The sequence below is a fragment of the Halomonas sp. MS1 genome (genome assembly GCF_024182575.1).
Lineage (GTDB): Bacteria > Pseudomonadota > Gammaproteobacteria > Pseudomonadales > Halomonadaceae > Vreelandella.
On record NZ_CP098926.1, the window covers coordinates 4,299,844 to 4,317,150 of the forward strand.

Consider the following 17,307-nt stretch of genomic DNA (forward strand, 5'->3'; position numbering starts at 1 on the left):
GATATCCTGTTGTTTCACTTGAAGTATCTCCGCCACCCAGGTAGCGATTGCCACCTTGGTGTTTCACGATTTTTTTGCGCTGGATAAGCCCATGACACTGCTGTGGATAGCCTTACTGCCCCTGTTAGGCGTGCTGGTGCCGGCATTAAATGCCAAGCGCGGCCGCACCCTGTGCTCGCTGGCGACAAGCATACTGCCCGCTGTTGCCCTGCTGCTGACACTGTTGCAGATCCCCGCCCTGTTAAAAGGTGAAGCGCTGCGTTTTAACGCGGCATGGATGCCTGAGCTAGGCCTTGAGCTGGCATTCCGTTTAGATGGCCTGTCGTTGCTGTTTAATCTTTTGATTATTGGCATCGGTCTGCTGATTCTTTTGTATGCACATTTTTACCTAGATAAAGAGGAGCCATTCGGACGTTTTTATGCCTTTCTGATGCTGTTTATGGCATCGATGGTGGGCATTTCGATGTCAGACAACCTCATCTTACTCTGGTTATTCTGGGAACTAACCAGCCTTTCGTCATTTTTGCTGATTGGCTTTTGGTCGTACCGTACTGATGCCCGTAAAGGTGCCCGCATGGCGCTTACCGTTACCGGTGCTGGCGGTTTGGCCCTGCTAGCGGGTCTCCTACTGCTGGGTGACATGGCCGGCAGCTATCGAATGGACGATGTACTTAGCAGCGGCGCTGCCATCGTCGCCGATCCTCGCTATCCGCTGATGCTTGGACTAGTTCTACTCGGTGCATTTACCAAATCGGCTCAGTTTCCCTTCCAGTTTTGGCTACCTCATGCCATGGCGGCCCCAACGCCAGTCTCAGCGTATCTGCACTCTGCCACCATGGTGAAAGCGGGTATTTTTCTGATGGCACGTTTACATCCGGCGATTGCTGGCAGCGAGCTTTGGAGCGTAGTGGTGCCGCTCATAGGTACTATCACGCTGCTCTACGGCGCTTGGTTTGCCCTGTTTAAGACCGACCTAAAAGGAATTTTGGCGTTTTCAACCGTCAGCCACCTAGGCTTGATCACCGTATTATTGGGTATTGGTAGCCCAATGGCAGTGTTAGCAGCTCTGTTTCATATTTTGAATCATGCGGCCTTCAAAGCGGCCCTATTTATGAGCGCAGGAATTATCGACCATGAAACGGGCACCCGAGAGCTCAAGCAATTAGGCGGCCTGAAAAAGGCGATGCCTGTTACAGCGCTGTTGACCACATTGGCCGCCGCAGCCATGGCAGGTGTGCCGTTACTTAACGGATTCCTCTCCAAAGAGATGTTCTTTACCGAAACACTCGCCACCCCGGTACTAGGCGGACTTAGTTGGTTACTACCGGCATTGGCAGCGTTAGGTGGCATGCTTTCAGTGGCTTATTCATTGCGTTTGGTACATGCGGTATTTTATAAACCAGCCAAAGAAGCAACACCTAAAGCGCCTCACGAACCACCTCATTTAATGCGCCTGCCCGTGGAAATCCTAGTGGCCCTATGTGTCTTGGTCGGACTCTTTCCAGCCTTTTTTGCCACCGGCATTTTACAACTGGCGACCCAAGCCGTATTGGGCGAGCCGCTTGATTTCCATTTAGCTATTTGGCACGGCATCAACTTGCCATTGATGATGAGTGGGCTGGCCTTTGTTGTGGGTATCACGCTCTACTGGCGCCATAAGAATCTACGCCGCTTTGTGCAATCATTCCCCAGTATTGATGCGCGCCGCATCTTTGAGCGCTTTATCGTCACTCTGGGTTATCGTGCCGAACAGCTTATTACCAAGCTTGAAGGAAACTCGCTTCAGCGCTATATGGGTTGGCTGCTTTTCGCGGCGTTACTGATGGGTGTGATTGGCCTAGCGAGCATTGACGGCCTAACCGGTTCAAAAGGTAATCAGCCAATTGATGGCATTGTTTTATTAGGTGCCGGCATGCTGATATTCGGGGGAGTAGCAACTGCCGCTGCCCACCGCTACCGGCTAATCTCTTTGCTGATGCTTTCGGTCGTAGGCTTATTCGTTGCCCTCACCTTTGCACGCTTTTCTGCCCCAGACCTGGCACTGACACAGCTATCGGTAGAGGTTGTTACCATGATACTGCTGATGTTAGCGCTATTTTTCTTACCCCAAAAAACGCCGCGTGAATCGAGCCCCAAGCGCAACGTACGGGATATGTTACTGGCAGGCGCATTAGGCTTAGTGGTGGCTAGCCTTAACTATGCGGTGATGACACGTGAGACGCTGTCGATATCTGAGTTCTTCGTTGAAAACAGTAAACCTGGCGGCGGCGGGTACAACGTCGTCAACGTGATATTGGTCGACTTCCGTGGCTTCGATACGCTTGGCGAGATTACGGTGCTGGCCATTGCAGGCTTAGCCATCTTTAAACTATTAAACCGGCTACGGTTGTTTATCCCACATAGCGATGGTGAAGGTCGTGTTTGGTCGCCTGATCGCTATCCCGCCATTTTAACGTCGATTTCTATGACGTTACTGCCACTAGCGCTGCTGGTTTCTGCGTTTATCTTCTTACGCGGCCATAACCAGCCTGGCGGCGGATTTATCGCCGGCTTGATTACGGCTGTGGCGCTTATCTTGCTGTATATGGCACGCGGCGTTGAGTGGGCACAAGAGCGCCTAAACTTCCCCTTCCAACCGGTGGCCGTGGTAGGCGTTGCCATTGCAACACTCACAGGGCTGGGTAGCTGGCTTTTGGGCTATCCGTTCCTGACCTCATCTTTCGGCTACTTTACGCTGCCACTGATTGGCACCTTTGAACTGGCTACCGCTCTGCTCTTTGATCTTGGCGTTTATCTAGCGGTTGTCGGTGCAACGCTGATGATTCTGGCCAACCTGGGTAAAGTCACCACGCCACACCGACCCGTCACCGAACCCAAAGCAAGCGATGATTCGAGTACGCCCACTAACAAGGAGTCCCACTAATGGAAATGCTCTATGCCATTACAACGGGCATATTAACTGCGTGCGGACTCTATCTAACACTGCGCGGGCGTACGTTCCCCGTTGTGGTTGGTCTGACGCTGCTCTCCTATGCGGTCAACCTATTTTTGTTTTCCATGGGCGGCTTAACCACGGATGGCGCTGCGCTAGTAAATGAAGGCACAAACATTGCTGACCCGCTACCCCAGGCACTGGTATTAACAGCGATCGTGATTGGTTTTGCGATGACCGCCTTTGTGGTCATCCTGGCCATGCGTGCACGCAGCGAAGTAGGTAACGACCATGTCGACGGCAAAAAGGAAGACCACGAATGATTCAGCATCTAATTGTTTTACCCGTGGTGCTACCGTTAGTCGCGGGTATTTTGTTGCTTTATCAACGCCAGGGCTTAGTGCGCTATAAGCGCACCGTCAGCGTTGTCGCTTCGATACTTCTGCTGTTCGTCTCAATAGCGCTGGTCAACCAAGCGGCGAGTGGTGACATTACTTACTACGCGCTGGGCGACTGGCAACCCCCGTTTGGGGTGGTGCTGGTGCTGGATCGCTTATCGGCATTGATGGTGTTAGTCACCGCAATTTTAGCGGTCGGTGCGGTCATTTTTGCCTGCGGCGGTGATGATGAAAAAGGCAGTAACTTCCATGGCCTATTTCAATGGCAATTGCTAGGCATTAACGGGGCCTTTTTAACCGGCGACCTGTTTAACCTCTTCGTATTTTTCGAAGTGCTACTCCTGGCCTCTTACGCATTACTGCTACACGGTGGCGGTAAAGCACGTATCCAAGCCAGTGTTCACTATGTCGTGCTTAACTTAGCAGGCTCCTCACTGTTCCTAATCGCCGTGGGTATTTTATATGGCGCAACGGGCACGCTAAACATGGCCGATATGGCGCATAAGCTGGCTAGCCTGCCCGCCGAACGCGAAGGCTTAGTCACCGCCGGGGCATTAATGCTGCTGGTAGTTTTCGGTTTAAAAGCGGCTATTTTGCCACTCTACTTTTGGCTTCCCCGCGCTTATGCAGCAGCCCCCGCCCCCGTGGCAGCGTTATTCGCCATTATGACGAAGGTGGGGATTTACGCGATTTTGCGCGTTTATTCACTGATATTCAGCGATCAGGCAGGCGGTTTAGTCGCACTGGAACAGCCATGGATATGGTGGTTAGCGCTAGCAACGCTAGCCGCCGCGGGTGTTGGCGTTATCGCCGCACGTGATTTACGCCTGCTGGTAGCGTATCTGGTGCTTATTTCGGTAGGCACGCTACTGGCTGGCATTGGCATGCGCTCTCCGGCCGCGACATCAGCACTCCTCTATTACCTCATTCACACCACACTGATTACCGGCGGACTTTTCCTGCTAGCGGAGATGATTGGCCTACAGCGGGGCAAACCCGGCACGCGCATCGTAAAAGGCCGACCATTGGTGCAAGGAAATGCACTAGCGCTTACCTTTTTTATCGGTGCCATTGCCGTGGCCGGGTTACCGCCACTATCCGGTGCGTTAGGGAAGGCACTCATGCTTAACGCCGCCGAAGGTGGTGAGCGCCTATGGCTTTGGCCGCTATTACTATTAACGAGCCTTGCGTCGTTAATTGCGCTATCTCGCGCAGGCTCTACGCTGTTTTGGCGCAGCCACCGTGGCAGCCCAAGCGGCAGCAACCTCTCTCGCTACCAATGGATTGGCATGCTGTGGCTGCTTAGCGCGGCACCACTAATGGTCGCCTTTGCAGGGCCCGTGAGTAGCTATACCCAAGCCACGGGAGAGCAGTTGGCCAACCCGCAGCTGTTGATTAATTCGCTTCTGCCTGATGCTGGAGACGCCCAATGATTGCCCCCCGCGCTTGGCTCCCTACGCCGGTACTGTCACTGCTGCTGCTGTTGGTATGGCTACTGCTTGTGCGTAGCTTTGCATTCGGTCAGATCGTGCTAGGCGGCGCGCTGGCCATCCTTATTCCGTTATTGACCCATCGCTTTTGGGACGCACGCCCCCGCATTGGTAAACCGCTTAAACTGTTGCGTTTTGTGTTTCGCGTACTAGGCGATATCGTCATCGCCAACTTCGAAGTTGCGTACTTAATTGCTAATCCCTGGCGTAAAGTCAAACCCCACTTTATTGAATACCCGCTGATGCTTGAGGAACGTTTCACTATTACGCTTCTCGCAAGCACCATCAGCCTAACCCCAGGAACAGTTTCAGCGAACTTAAGGATGGACGGAAAATCGTTACTCATTCATGCACTTGATGTAGACGACGAGGACGCCCTAATTGCCCAAATTCGCGAGCGCTATGAGCGCCCCCTTAAGGAGATTTACGAATGCTAAGCGCCGCACTCGTGATCACTTTAGCGCTAGTGGTAATGGCGCTACTGATGAATCTTTATCGCCTAACCATTGGCCCCGACCTGCCAGATCGCGTGCTGGCGCTCGACACTATGTATGTCAATTCAATTGCGCTGATCGTACTGCTGGGGCTGTGGCTCAACAGCAAGACCTACTTTGAGTCTGCGCTGTTAATTGCCATGCTCGGTTTTATCAGCACGGTGGCCGTATGTAAGTACATTTTACGCGGGGATATTATCGAATGAACCGTGTCACGTCTCAGGAGATGCGCCCATGTCGTTTTTTGTCGAAGCGCTGATTTCACTACTGTTGGTTGCAGGCGGTATTTTCGTCTTTATCGGCTCGCTGGGTCTCGCTCACCTAAGAGACTTCTACATGCGCCTGCATGGCCCCACCAAGGCCACCACACTCGGCATAGGCTGCATGCTTGTCGCCTCAATGGGTTACTTTTGGAGTATCGATGGCAAGCCTGACGTACAAGAACTGCTAATCACGCTGTTTTTATTCATTACCGCACCGGTTAGCGCTCACTTGCTCGCCAAAACGGGTCTTCACATGCAGCTCAAGCATATAGATAAAACCCAGGGCAAACCGGTAGAACTCCGCTCAGAAGAAGTTGGTGAAAAACCTGTCCCGCACCCTGACAAGGGCCATGGTTAAAAGACAGGAACAGCCGTTCTTGATCGCTAAGCGCTGGCTGAAACGCCAGCGTTTTTTATATGTCAACGACGCGAGATAGTAGTGGGAAGCGACACTTTCCGGTAAGCTCCTTGCGTTTTGTTAGCCTGTTTTGAGGTAATTATATGTGGAGCCTGCTTAGGTTGTCGGCACTGTCATTAACCACGTTGATGATAGCGGGTTGCTCAGACCCCAAAATAGACACAAGCTCAATGCCAGCCGCCGTAGTTTCGGTTGAGAAAGTGCGCGACTCACTCCCCGCCTACAAGCGCGATGAGTTTGATCAAGCATTAACGATCATTGCCATGTCATCGTTTAGCGGCATCGATTTACTCAATGCCCAACGTATGAATGCCGCCGAAATTGCCGAGTCAGCGAATGCCTACATGCATGGCCTAACGGGTGATGAAATTATAGAGCGCGCTGATAAAATGCTGCGCGAACGCCGTGCCCGCGAACGCGAGCAGGCGCTGCAAACGCTTGATCGTCTAGAAACCAAACAAGCGCGGGCTGAACACGATCAACAACAGCGCGCCCAAGTAAGCATTGAAAGTGCCGATTACTACATCAGCACCAGCCCCTATGGCGCATTCGAACCCGTGATTGATCTTCAGGTAACGAATGGTTCTGACCAAGAGGTATCAGAACTGTTTTTACATGGCGTATTGACCAGCCCAGGACGCGAGACAGCGTGGGTCGATGAAACGTTTTACTATGTTATTGCTGGCGGCCTAGCCCCCGGCGAGACCGCACAATGGAGTCTTGCCCCCAACCGCTTCGGCCCCTGGGGTAATGATCAGATTCCCCGCGATACACAGCTAACCTTAACGCTACTGGGGATAAATAACGCGCAAGGTGAGCCACTTTGGAACTCGCCATCGCTTAGCGAAAATGAGGTCGCTAAACTAGAAGCCCTGCGTGCCGAGTATGGCGGTGTTAACGCCCATACTACCAACTAAGGCTAAGGCGGTGCTAAGGCACCGCCTGTTCTCTTGGTGGCGCTATCAGTCAGTCGATCAGATCTGCTTCCCGATAGCCAATTAAATACAGTACCGCATCAATTCCCAACGTTGAAATTGCCTGGCGAGCTTGTGCGCGAACCATCGGCTTGGCGCGAAACGCAATCCCAAGCCCCGCTTTTGCCAGCATTTTAAGATCGTTGGCACCATCACCAACGGCAATCGTCTGCTCTAAAGTAAAACCTTCGCGTAGCGCGATTTGCTCTAGTAGATCGGCCTTGCGCTGCGCATCGACAATCGGTTCTTTCACATCACCGGTTACTTTGCCATTTTCAATGACCAGCTCGTTGGCGTGGATTTCGTCAAAACCGAGCTTCTCCTGAAGATGGCGAGCAAAGTAGGTAAAGCCCCCAGACAATATCACCGTGCGGTAACCAAAACGCTTTAAGTTCGCCATTAGCCGCTCAACACCGTCCATTAAGGGCAGCTCGGCAGCAATCTCTTTCAAGACCGACTCGTCTAAACCGGCTAGTTTACTCATACGCTCGCGGAAGCTTTGTTGAAAATCCAGCTCGCCACGCATCGCTCGCTCGGTCACCTCAGCAACTTCATCTCCGACCCCATGGCGGCGAGCCAGCTCGTCAATCACCTCCGTCTTGATCAGCGTCGAGTCCATATCAAAACACACTAAACGACGATGCCGACGCCAGATAGTATCTTCTTGAATAGCAATATCGACACCATGCTGGGCACCTAGCGCGAGCGCCTTTTCGCGTAGGGCTTCTAGCTCTACATCACTGCCCCTGAGCCAACATTCAACGCAAGCACCGTTAGCAGGCGAGTCACCTTCAAGCGCTTCGCGGCCTGAAAGACGGTGAATTAGCTCAACAGTGAGACCAAACTCTGCGGTCAGCGATCCTACTTCAGCTAATATGCCAGCAGGCAGCTTGGGGGCTAGCAGGCTTAAGATGAGTCTTGGTTGGCTGGCTTGCTCACTCCAGCGCTGATAGTCGTCACCACTCACCGCAATTGCCTGCACGTCTAAGCCTAGCGTATCTCCCGCTTCACTAAGCGCGGCTTCCAAAGCGCTGTCCTGATCAAGCCCCACCAGTATTTCCAAAGAGAGCATGCCAAACGTCACGCTTTGATTAATATCCAACAGCCGGGCACGCCCAGCCGCCAACGCATTACCCAGGCCAGCTAACTGCCCTGGGCGCGCAACCCCGGTCGCACGAATCAAATAACGTGTTGCCATGACTTACTCCCCTGCCTCTAAACAATCTACTTTTTGGAAACCGCGAGGTAGTTTGCTGCCTCGCCTACCGCGTTCACCACGATAATACGCGAGATCGTCGGCTTTCAGGGTTAGCTTACGCTTACCGGCATGAATAATGAGTTCACCCCCCTCTGCCACAACGGCAATATCGCGCACAAACTCTTCACGTCGAGCCGCACGCGGACCGGGAATATCGAGCATTTTATTGCCTTTCCCTTTGGCCATTTCAGGCAATTGGTCTAACGGGAACAGCAGCAGCCTGCCTTCATTGGAAACCGACGCTACCCAATGGCCTTCGCCTTCCGGCACTTCCACTGGGGCCATAACGCTGCACCCTTTGGGAACACTCAGTACCGCTTTACCGGCTTTATTCTTGCCTGTCAGCGCCTCGAGCTGCGCGACAAAACCATAACCACCATCACTGGCCAATACGTATCGCTTGGTGGGCGGCGCCAGCATTAGCCCTGCCATGCGCGCACCTGCCGACACGTTGACACGGCCGGTAACGGGTTCACCCTGACCTCGGGCACTAGGTAGGTTATGCGCTGCTAGGGTATAAGCGCGGCCAGTGTCGTCTAGCAACACCAAGGGTTGATTGGTTTTACCACGAGCCGCCAGTTGGAAACTATCGCCGGCCTTATAGGAGAGCCCTTCCGGATCGATATCATGGCCTTTTGCCGCACGAATCCAGCCTTTTTCCGACAACACGACGGTAATCGGATCAGCGCCTAACAACTCTACTTCAGAGAGCGCTTTTGCTTCACTACGCTCAACCAGCGGCGAACGACGTGCATCACCATGCTCTTTACCTGCCGCGCGGATCTCTTTTTCAATTAACGTGGTTAGCTTAGCTTCACTACCCAGCAAGCCTTGCAGCGACTTGCGCTCTTTCTCCAGCGCATCCTGCTCACCGCGAATCTTCATCTCTTCCAGCTTGGCAAGATGGCGCAATCGCAGCTCTAGGATCGCCTCGGCTTGCCGCTCAGAAAGGCCAAACGCAGCGATCAATGCTGGCTTAGGCTCATCTTCTTCACGAATAATACGGATCACTTCATCAAGGTCGAGGTAAGCCGTCAGTAGGCCTTCAAGAATATGCAGACGGTCTTCGACTTTACCTAAACGATGCTCTAAACGACGGCGCACTGTCGCTCGCCTAAAGCGCAGCCACTCGCCCAGCATATCGGGTAGCGGCATCACACGGGGGCGGCCATCCAGGCCGATCACGTTCATGTTCACCCGCACATTCTTTTCTAAATCCGTGGTGGCGAACAGGTGCGCCATCAGCGATTCAACATCCACGCGGTTAGAGCGTGGCTCAATCACCAGGCGAGTAGGCTCTTCATGGGTGGACTCATCACGCAAGTCGGCTACCATCGGCAGCTTTTTAGCCTGCATTTGCGCGGCGATCTGCTCCAATACTTTGGCACCGCTGACCTGATAAGGCACAGCGGTAATCACGATATTGGCCTCTTCGCGCACATAACGAGCGCGCAGCTTGACCGAACCGCGGCCTGATTCGTAGAGCTTGCGCAGGTCTTCTTTCGGCGTGATGATTTCGGCATCGGTGGGGAAATCGGGGGCCGGCACAAACTCCATCAGGTCGACAGTGGTCGCTTCCGGGTTCCGCAACAGGTGACAGGTCGCCTCTACCACCTCAGACACATTGTGAGGTGGAATATCGGTTGCCATCCCAACCGCGATGCCGGTACCGCCGTTGAGTAACACGTGCGGCAAACGCGCTGGAAGCACTACCGGCTCTTGCATCGTGCCATCGAAATTGGGGGTCCAGTCCACGTTGCCCTGGCCTAACTCGCTGAGCAGTACTTCTGCAAACTTAGACAGCTTGGCTTCGGTGTAGCGCATGGCAGCAAAGGATTTGGGGTCATCAGGGCTACCCCAGTTGCCTTGCCCATCCACCAGCGGATAGCGATAGCTAAACGACTGGGCCATTAGCACCATTGCTTCATAGCACGCGCTGTCGCCATGGGGGTGAAACTTACCCAGCACATCACCGACGGTACGCGCCGACTTTTTGTACTTGGCATTGGCGTGCAGCGCCAATTCACGCATGGCGTAAATAATGCGTCGCTGCACAGGTTTCATCCCATCGCCAATATTTGGCAAGGCGCGGTCTAAAATGACGTACATCGAGTAGTCGAGGTACGCTTTTTCGGTGTAATCGCGCAGGGACAGCCGTTCGACGTCACCCTCTGCTACCTGAATATCCATGTCGATCATATCCTACCTTAACAACAAAACCGCCCCAGTCGGGGCGGCTGATAAGCGGACACGCGGCCACTTAACATGGCACGCTATGTTAATTGATACTTTTCATGCGATGCATTCGACAGTGCTGGAGCCTGGGATACCGCTTGCGCACCGCCGTGAAACTCATCTAACAAGCCTTTTAAGCGCTGGGCCTGTAACGACAGTTCATTAGCAGCCCCTGCGGCCTGGCTAACCAAGCCCGCATTCTGCTGGGTCACCGTATCCATCTGCGTTACCGCACGGTTAATCTCGTCAATGCCATTGGTTTGTTCGCTGGAAGCTTGGCTGATTTCGCTAATGCGTGCCGTTACTTCCTCAATGGCGACCACAATCTCTTTCATAGCCGACTCAGCTTGTTGAGCATAACCACTGCCCGTCGCGATCTGCTCAGACGTGGTTTTGATCAGCCCATTAATATTTCTGGCCGATGCAGCACTGCGCGAGGCAAGCTCACGTACTTCACTGGCAACCACCGCAAAGCCTCTTCCGTGCTCACCCGCACGCGCTGCTTCTACCGAGGCATTCAGCGCTAATATATTGGTTTGAAAAGCAATATTTTCAATTACTTGAACAATTGAAGCGACTTCAACAGAGCTTTCGTTGATCGCTTCCATGGATTGCGCCAGCCTCGATACCTGTTGGCCGCCGCGCTTTACTTTATCCGCTGATTCTTTTGCCCGCAGGTCGGCCTCTTGAGCGTTATCAGCGTTTCGCTTCACCGTAGCCGCCATCTCTTCCATCGTTGATGACGTCTCCTGAAGAGAGGCCGCCTGCTGTTCCGTTCGGCTAGAAAGCTCCGTATTGCCTGCCGCGATTTCAGTGGACTCGCTGGCGATGGCATCGGCCACGCTCCGCACATCACCAAATAGCCGCTGTAGCTTCTCCGAGTATCGATTAACAGCACGGCGCAGTTCGCCAATCTCATCCTCGCGATAGATCGTCAGCTCGCGACTCGAGTCATCCTGACCCAGCTGATCGATTTGGCGCGTAGTGCTGCGTATTTGCGCTAGCAAAATACGCCCACCCCACCACCCAAGCCCCAGCAAAAGTGCCAGCAAGGGGACAATAAATAGCAGTAGATCACGTGTTAACGTGCGTGCCAAAGCCGTGACTTGCTCGCTAGGGGTTACTAACCCCAGCGTCCACCCCGTACGTGGCATGTCAAATAAACGCACCTCTGCAGCTTCTGCTAACACGCCTGCGCTTTCGACACTCGCCTGTTCACGGCCAGCCGTGATCGCCGTAACAACGGGCTGAAGCCAGGGCATATCACGGGCAACGTCAGCTAAACTTTTCATCTCATCAGCGGCTTGCTCTACCCCCGGCAGGTCAATGACATTGCGCTCATTATCCAGTACAAAGGCGTAACCGCCTGTGCCACCGCCATTTTCTGCAAGAAACTCGGCCACGCCGCCTAGCTGCATATCAATGGTCGCTGCACCTGAAAAAGCACCATCGATATAATACGGAACACTACAGGTCACCATAGCAACCCCTGTCGCTGGGTCGCGGTAGGCAGCAGACCAAACGCACTGCCCTGGCGTCGCATCGCGAGCACTGCTATACCATGCTTCGTCGTGGTATGGCGCAATAGTGCTTGCGTTGTAGTCATCCAGAAACTCCAACGCTCCCTGAGCATTACGTGCCCAGAAAAAACTGAAGCGTTCGACACCCGGCGAAAATGCGCCTGGCTCAGGCCAAATACCGCCTCCGGCAATTGTCATATTGCCGTTATCATCGACCACATTGGGCAGTGCTTGCTGGTAAATCGCTTCATCTTGAGGCAGCGATTCGGCCAACGCCGCTAAGCTCGAGGTATTCCCCTCGACGCGAGCCAGCTGGCCATTCAGCGCATTCACGATAGAGCCGCCCGTACGCTCAATCAATGACTGACTTGCATCGATCACCAACGGCTGACCACGCCAGGCCATCACGCCGTAAATACTGACAGCCATTAGTAGTGTGAGCACCACTGCAGACAACGTTAACTGCCGAGAGATTGTGTTGAACAAAGCTATTCCCCTGTCTATGAGCGTTTTTTACGCGTCTTAGTATGTAAGCTACTTATTCAACTATCGGCCAAATAGCATGGCACTGTAATAATGCCTGTTAACGTTTGCCTAGCAGATTGGGCTCACGCCTCCGGTCTTTATAACTGGCTTTGCAACTGTTGTGAAAACAGTCGCAAAAACAGTCATTACAACCAGACTAATGACGCCTCTATCTCTGTAACTACACCTCTACATCAGCGAGATTGCCGTAATCTTCCAGCCACTTTTTGCGGTCACCGGCGCGCTTCTTGGCCAGCAACATATCCATCATTTCCATCGTGCCATCGCCCTCTTCCAACGTTAACTGCACCAGACGACGGGTCTCCACTGACATAGTGGTCTCACGCAGCTGTAGCGGGCTCATTTCACCCAAGCCTTTAAAACGCTGAACGTTAGGCGTGCCACGTTTTTTCGCCAACTGCTTAAGAATGGCGGCTTTCTCGCTCTCATCCAGGGCATAGTGCACTTCTTTACCTAAATCGATTCGGTAAAGCGGCGGCATGGCGACAAACACATGCCCGGCATCCACCAGGCTGGGGAAGTGCTTTACAAACAGCGCGCACAACAGCGTCGCAATGTGCAGGCCATCGGAGTCCGCATCCGCCAGGATGCAGATTTTGTGATAGCGCAGTTTTTCAAGATCTGCACTGCCGGGGTCGGCACCAATCGCCACGGCGATATCGTGCACTTCCTGAGAGCCATAGATATCGTGGGTATCGACTTCCCAGGTATTGAGGATTTTGCCGCGCAGCGGAAGAATGGCTTGAGTTTCACGGTTGCGCGCTTGTTTGGCGCTACCACCTGCCGAGTCGCCTTCGACTAAAAACAGCTCACTTAGGGCAGGATCCTGGCCGGAACAGTCGGCGAGCTTGCCTGGCAACGCGGGACCAGAAGTCACTTTTTTACGGGCGACCTTTTTGGACTTTTTCTGGCGCTGTTGGGCGGCGCTGATCACCATTTCGGCCAGCTGTTCGGCCTGTTCAATGTGGTGGTTAAGCCACAGCGAGAAAGCATCTTTCAACACCCCAGACACGAAGCCCGCAATCGTGCGTGAGGAGAGCCGCTCTTTGGTCTGTCCGGCAAACTGAGGATCAAGCATTTTCACCGAGAGCACAAAAGAGGCTCGTTCCCATAAATCATCGGCGGTTAGCTTAATGCCGCGGGGCAACAGGCTGCGGTATTCGCAGAACTCCCGCAGCGCTTCCAACAATCCTGAACGGAAGCCATTAACATGCGTGCCGCCCTGGGGGGTGGGAATCAGGTTTACGTAGCTTTCCAACAACGCGTCGCCACCTTCGGGCAACCACTGAATCGCCCAGTCAACGCCATGCTCGTCGTCGCTAAAATGGCCTACAAAGGGTTCATTCGGCACCACTTCATAGCCATCGGTAGCTTCAGCTAGGTAGTCCTTTAAGCCATCGGCATAGGCCCATTCAGTTTTGGTGCCATCAGGCTCTATCAGCGTAACCGCCAGCCCAGGACACAGTACGGCCTTGGCACGTAACAAGTGCTTTAACTTTGAAAGGGCAAGCTTTGGGCTGTCAAAGTAGCTCTCATCTGGCCAGAAACGCACGAGAGTGCCCGTCGCTTTTTTCGCCGCTTTACCAATTTCGTGTAGCTCTTCGACTTTTTCGCCAAACTCAAAGGCCATGGCATGGCGCGCGCCATTACGCGTCACTTCAACATCTAAACGGCGCGATAAGGCATTAACCACCGATACGCCAACCCCATGCAAACCACCGGAAAAGCGATAGCTGGAGGAGGAAAACTTGCCACCCGAGTGGAGCTTGGTAAAGATGAGCTCGACGCCCGATACGCCATGTTCAGGGTGCAAATCGATCGGCATACCGCGGCCGTTATCCTGCACTTCGATGGCGCCATCGCTATGCAGCACCACGCTGATAGCCGTTGCGTGCCCTGCGAGGGCCTCATCAACACTATTATCAATAACCTCTTGAGCGAGGTGATTGGGCCGCGAGGTGTCGGTGTACATACCGGGACGCTTACGCACCGGCTCGAGCCCTGACAGGACTTCGATGGAACTCGCGCCGTACTGGGAGGCATCAAACTGGGTCATGTAACATCGGTTCCTAAAAAAATAGCGCTAGCAGCCGCTCTTAAGTACTTGAAACAAAGCGTACTGAAACAAAACGAACTGAAACGAGTCATTAGCGGCTGGCAAAAGGGCACAGGATAGCGGAAAAGCAAAAAGCTGTATATCCAGCCATGAAAATCACAATAGCATGCTACTCCTGCTCTGCCGCCCAAAACGCCTCAATCAGGCCGCGGCTGGAAGCATCCATACGGGAAATATCACCGCCGCCATCAATGATTGCCTGGGTATCGGTGGCAATTTTCTTACCTAGCTCAACGCCCCACTGATCAAACGGGTTAATATCCCAAATGACCGCCTGTACAAACACTTTGTGCTCATACAGGGCAATCAGTGCCCCCAGCGTAAAGGGTGTTAGCTTGTCCAACAGGACCGTTGTAGAGGGCTGGTTCCCACGGTAGCGCTTGTGCTCTGGGCGGGGGCCATCATCCTCTAGGGCATCATCCCCCAGCATCAGCACTCGTGACTGAGCAAAGCAGTTCGCCAGCGCTAGGCGGTGCTGCGCTTTTAAATGGCGACGTGTATCCGAGTCTTCCACCTCATCGTAGCGCTTCAGCGGTGCTATAAAATCGCATACGACCGGCTGGGTGCCCTGGTGAAGCAACTGATAAAAGGCGTGTTGAGCGTTGGGACCAAGCTGCCCCCACAGCACTGGACACGTTGAATAATTCACCGCTTGGCCTTGGCGGGTCACTGACTTACCGTTGGATTCCATCTCAAGCTGTTCAAGATAGGCAGCAAAGTACTCTAAGCGTCCATCGTAGGGCAGTATCGAATGGGCACGAATATCCAGGAAATTGACGTTCCAGATACCCGCCAACCCCAGCAGTACTGGCAGGTTTTCTTCCATCGGTGCATCACGGAAGTGACAGTCCATTGCATGGGCACCCGCCAGCAGTTCGCGGAAGTTATCCATACCTACAACGAGCGCAATCGGTAAGCCGATGGTGCCCCACAAGGAGTAACGCCCGCCGACCCAGTCCCAGAACATCAGTTGGTGATCTGAGGAAATACCCCACTCACTCATCTTTTCAGGGCTCGCCGACACACCAATGAAGTGCTGGCGAACAATTAACGCTGCGCTTAATGGCGCGGCACTGGGAAGATCGCCATGCTCAGAAAGCTTTCCTAATAGCCAGTCTTTGGCCGTATTAGCATTGGAAAGCGTGTCGATAGTGGTAAACGACTTGGACGATAAAACAAACAGGGTTGTTTCAGGATTAAAGCGACTTAGATAATCCGCCAGTTGGGAGCCATCCATGGTAGACGCAAAGTGCACGTCCAATGAGTGCCCCTCTTTTGGGCGATAATCTGCCAGCGCATGGGTGACCATTAACGGGCCAAGATCCGAGCCGCCGACACCTAAATTCACCACATGCCGGATCGGCTTACCGGTTGCACCACGCCACTGTCCCGCCTGCAAGCGCTGCACCAAACGCTCCATTTGGGCAAGGCTGTCATGCACAGCGGCCACCACATCTTCCCCTTCTACTTCAAGCGTGGCATCAGCAGGTAACCGTAAAGCTGTATGTAGTGCGGGGCGATTTTCACTGACGTTGACACGCTTCCCACTTAGTAACGCATCAATCTCCCCTGGCACCCCCGCTTCATGCGCCAGCGCCAGCAAGTGTTCAAGGGTGTCATCATCCCAACGCTGTTTAGATAAATCCAAGGTTAAACCTGCCACTTGACGCGTGAAGTTCAACCAGCGACTGTCATCATCACCGAACAAATTTTTTAAGTGTACGTGTTGTAGCGTGTCAGCATGATGCTTCAACGTCTGCCATGCGGGTAGTGTATCGGGGGTTGTGCGTGTTGCTGAAGCCATGTGCCCTCTCCTTTGGCGTCCTTCCGTGCGGCAGGAATCTGTTATAAACAGGTCTGTTCTGGTGTATCAAGGGCGCGTAAACTACGCAGCCTCATTAATAATCCTGGCTTGCCCATGAGTGATGCATCTTACCGCGACGCTATCTTTTCAACACCCTTAGATAAGGTGGCAAGGTTCTCCTTCGACGAACAGGTCGTTGCGTGTTTCCCTGATATGATCCGCCGTTCAGTGCCCGGTTACGGGCAAATCCTCGGCATGTTGAGCTTAATTGCCCAACGCCATTTGCGCCATGGCGCTCACGTTTACGACCTAGGTTGCTCGCTGGGCGCATCCGGCCTAGCACTGGCGGGCGCACTTCCCGCCGATGCCTTTCGCTATACCGGTGTGGATCTTTCACCCGCCATGGTGGCTAGGGCCAAGCAAACCTTTTTGGAAGAGTGCCCAGACCATGCCATGCAGATCGAGGAGGCCGACATACGCACGCTTGAGTATGCACCTTCCGGCATGATCATTCTCAACTTTACGCTGCAGTTTCTGCCCCCTGCCGATCGCGATGCGCTGCTGAAGCGGCTTTACGATGCCCTTGAACCGGGCGGCGTACTGATTTTATCGGAGAAAACCATCGATGCCGATGAACGGGACAACGCGTGGCGGGTTGAGCGCTACCATGACTTCAAGCGCGCCAATGGCTACAGCGATATGGAAATCAGCCAAAAGCGCACTGCGCTGGAAAATGTGCTGATTCCCGACACGCTTGATGCCTTACATGGCCGCTTAGCCCTAGCGGGCTTTCCTCGCTCAATGACCTGGTTCCAGTACTTGAACTTTACCTCGCTGATCGCCTTCAAGGAGGGTTAAG

The 17,307-nt window shown here is 53.6% G+C and carries 13 protein-coding genes; 8 read left to right on the forward strand and 5 right to left on the reverse strand.

Translation table 11 applies throughout. From position 1 onward, the window contains the following. The first annotated feature begins 91 nt into the window (after positions 1-91). The 7 genes from NF683_RS19920 (at position 92) to NF683_RS19950 (ending at position 6,912) form a co-directional block, all read left to right on the forward strand. Positions 92-2,923 (forward strand): monovalent cation/H+ antiporter subunit A, encoded by a 2,832-nt coding sequence (locus tag NF683_RS19920; protein ID WP_253920765.1) that lies wholly within the window; start codon positions 92-94, stop codon positions 2,921-2,923. After that, entirely contained in the window at positions 2,923-3,255 is a 333-nt protein-coding gene (locus tag NF683_RS19925) for a Na+/H+ antiporter subunit C (RefSeq protein ID WP_038485658.1), read from the forward strand. Before NF683_RS19920 ends, NF683_RS19925 begins: the two co-directional genes overlap by 1 nt. After that, positions 3,252-4,763, forward strand: coding sequence for a monovalent cation/H+ antiporter subunit D (locus tag NF683_RS19930; RefSeq protein WP_089037598.1), 1,512 nt, complete (start codon positions 3,252-3,254; stop codon positions 4,761-4,763). Before NF683_RS19925 ends, NF683_RS19930 begins: the two co-directional genes overlap by 4 nt. Further along, entirely contained in the window at positions 4,760-5,257 is a 498-nt protein-coding gene (locus tag NF683_RS19935; protein ID WP_089037597.1) for a Na+/H+ antiporter subunit E, read from the forward strand. The genes NF683_RS19930 and NF683_RS19935 overlap by 4 nt, the downstream gene beginning before the upstream one ends. Beyond that, entirely contained in the window at positions 5,251-5,520 is a 270-nt protein-coding gene (locus NF683_RS19940) for a K+/H+ antiporter subunit F (protein ID WP_038485667.1), read from the forward strand. Before NF683_RS19935 ends, NF683_RS19940 begins: the two co-directional genes overlap by 7 nt. 28 nt (positions 5,521-5,548) lie before the next feature. After that, positions 5,549-5,935: a Na+/H+ antiporter subunit G gene (locus tag NF683_RS19945; RefSeq protein WP_089037596.1), complete on the forward strand. Its 387-nt coding sequence runs from the start codon at positions 5,549-5,551 to the stop codon at positions 5,933-5,935. Between the two features lie 143 nt (positions 5,936-6,078). Further along, positions 6,079-6,912 carry a DUF6694 family lipoprotein gene (locus NF683_RS19950; RefSeq protein ID WP_342760367.1) on the forward strand — a complete coding sequence of 278 codons (834 nt, stop codon included), beginning with the start codon at positions 6,079-6,081 and terminating at the stop codon, positions 6,910-6,912. 49 nt (positions 6,913-6,961) lie between these two features. On the opposite strand, the gene serB is transcribed toward NF683_RS19950, so the two are convergent. The 5 genes from serB to pgi form a co-directional block, all read right to left on the reverse strand. After that, on the reverse strand, positions 6,962-8,167 hold the full coding sequence (gene serB, locus NF683_RS19955; protein ID WP_253920766.1) for a phosphoserine phosphatase SerB: 1,206 nt from the start codon (positions 8,165-8,167) through the stop codon (positions 6,962-6,964). A gap of 3 nt (positions 8,168-8,170) precedes the next feature. Next, positions 8,171-10,426, reverse strand: coding sequence for a DNA topoisomerase IV subunit A (gene parC / locus NF683_RS19960; RefSeq protein WP_253920767.1), 2,256 nt, complete (start codon positions 10,424-10,426; stop codon positions 8,171-8,173). A gap of 74 nt (positions 10,427-10,500) precedes the next feature. Next, positions 10,501-12,468 carry a methyl-accepting chemotaxis protein gene (locus NF683_RS19965; RefSeq protein ID WP_253920768.1) on the reverse strand — a complete coding sequence of 656 codons (1,968 nt, stop codon included), beginning with the start codon at positions 12,466-12,468 and terminating at the stop codon, positions 10,501-10,503. Between the two features lie 220 nt (positions 12,469-12,688). Further along, positions 12,689-14,584, reverse strand: a complete 1,896-nt coding sequence (gene parE / locus NF683_RS19970; protein ID WP_089037591.1) for a DNA topoisomerase IV subunit B — start codon at positions 14,582-14,584, stop codon at positions 12,689-12,691. Between the two features lie 169 nt (positions 14,585-14,753). Continuing rightward, complete coding sequence (pgi, locus tag NF683_RS19975; RefSeq protein ID WP_253920769.1) at positions 14,754-16,448, reverse strand: glucose-6-phosphate isomerase; 1,695 nt, start codon at positions 16,446-16,448, stop codon at positions 14,754-14,756. A gap of 114 nt (positions 16,449-16,562) precedes the next feature. Here pgi and cmoA point away from each other — a divergent pair, with 114 nt between their 5' ends. Then, complete coding sequence (gene cmoA / locus NF683_RS19980) at positions 16,563-17,306, forward strand: carboxy-S-adenosyl-L-methionine synthase CmoA (protein ID WP_089037589.1); 744 nt, start codon at positions 16,563-16,565, stop codon at positions 17,304-17,306. The last annotated feature ends 1 nt before the right edge of the window (position 17,307 follow it).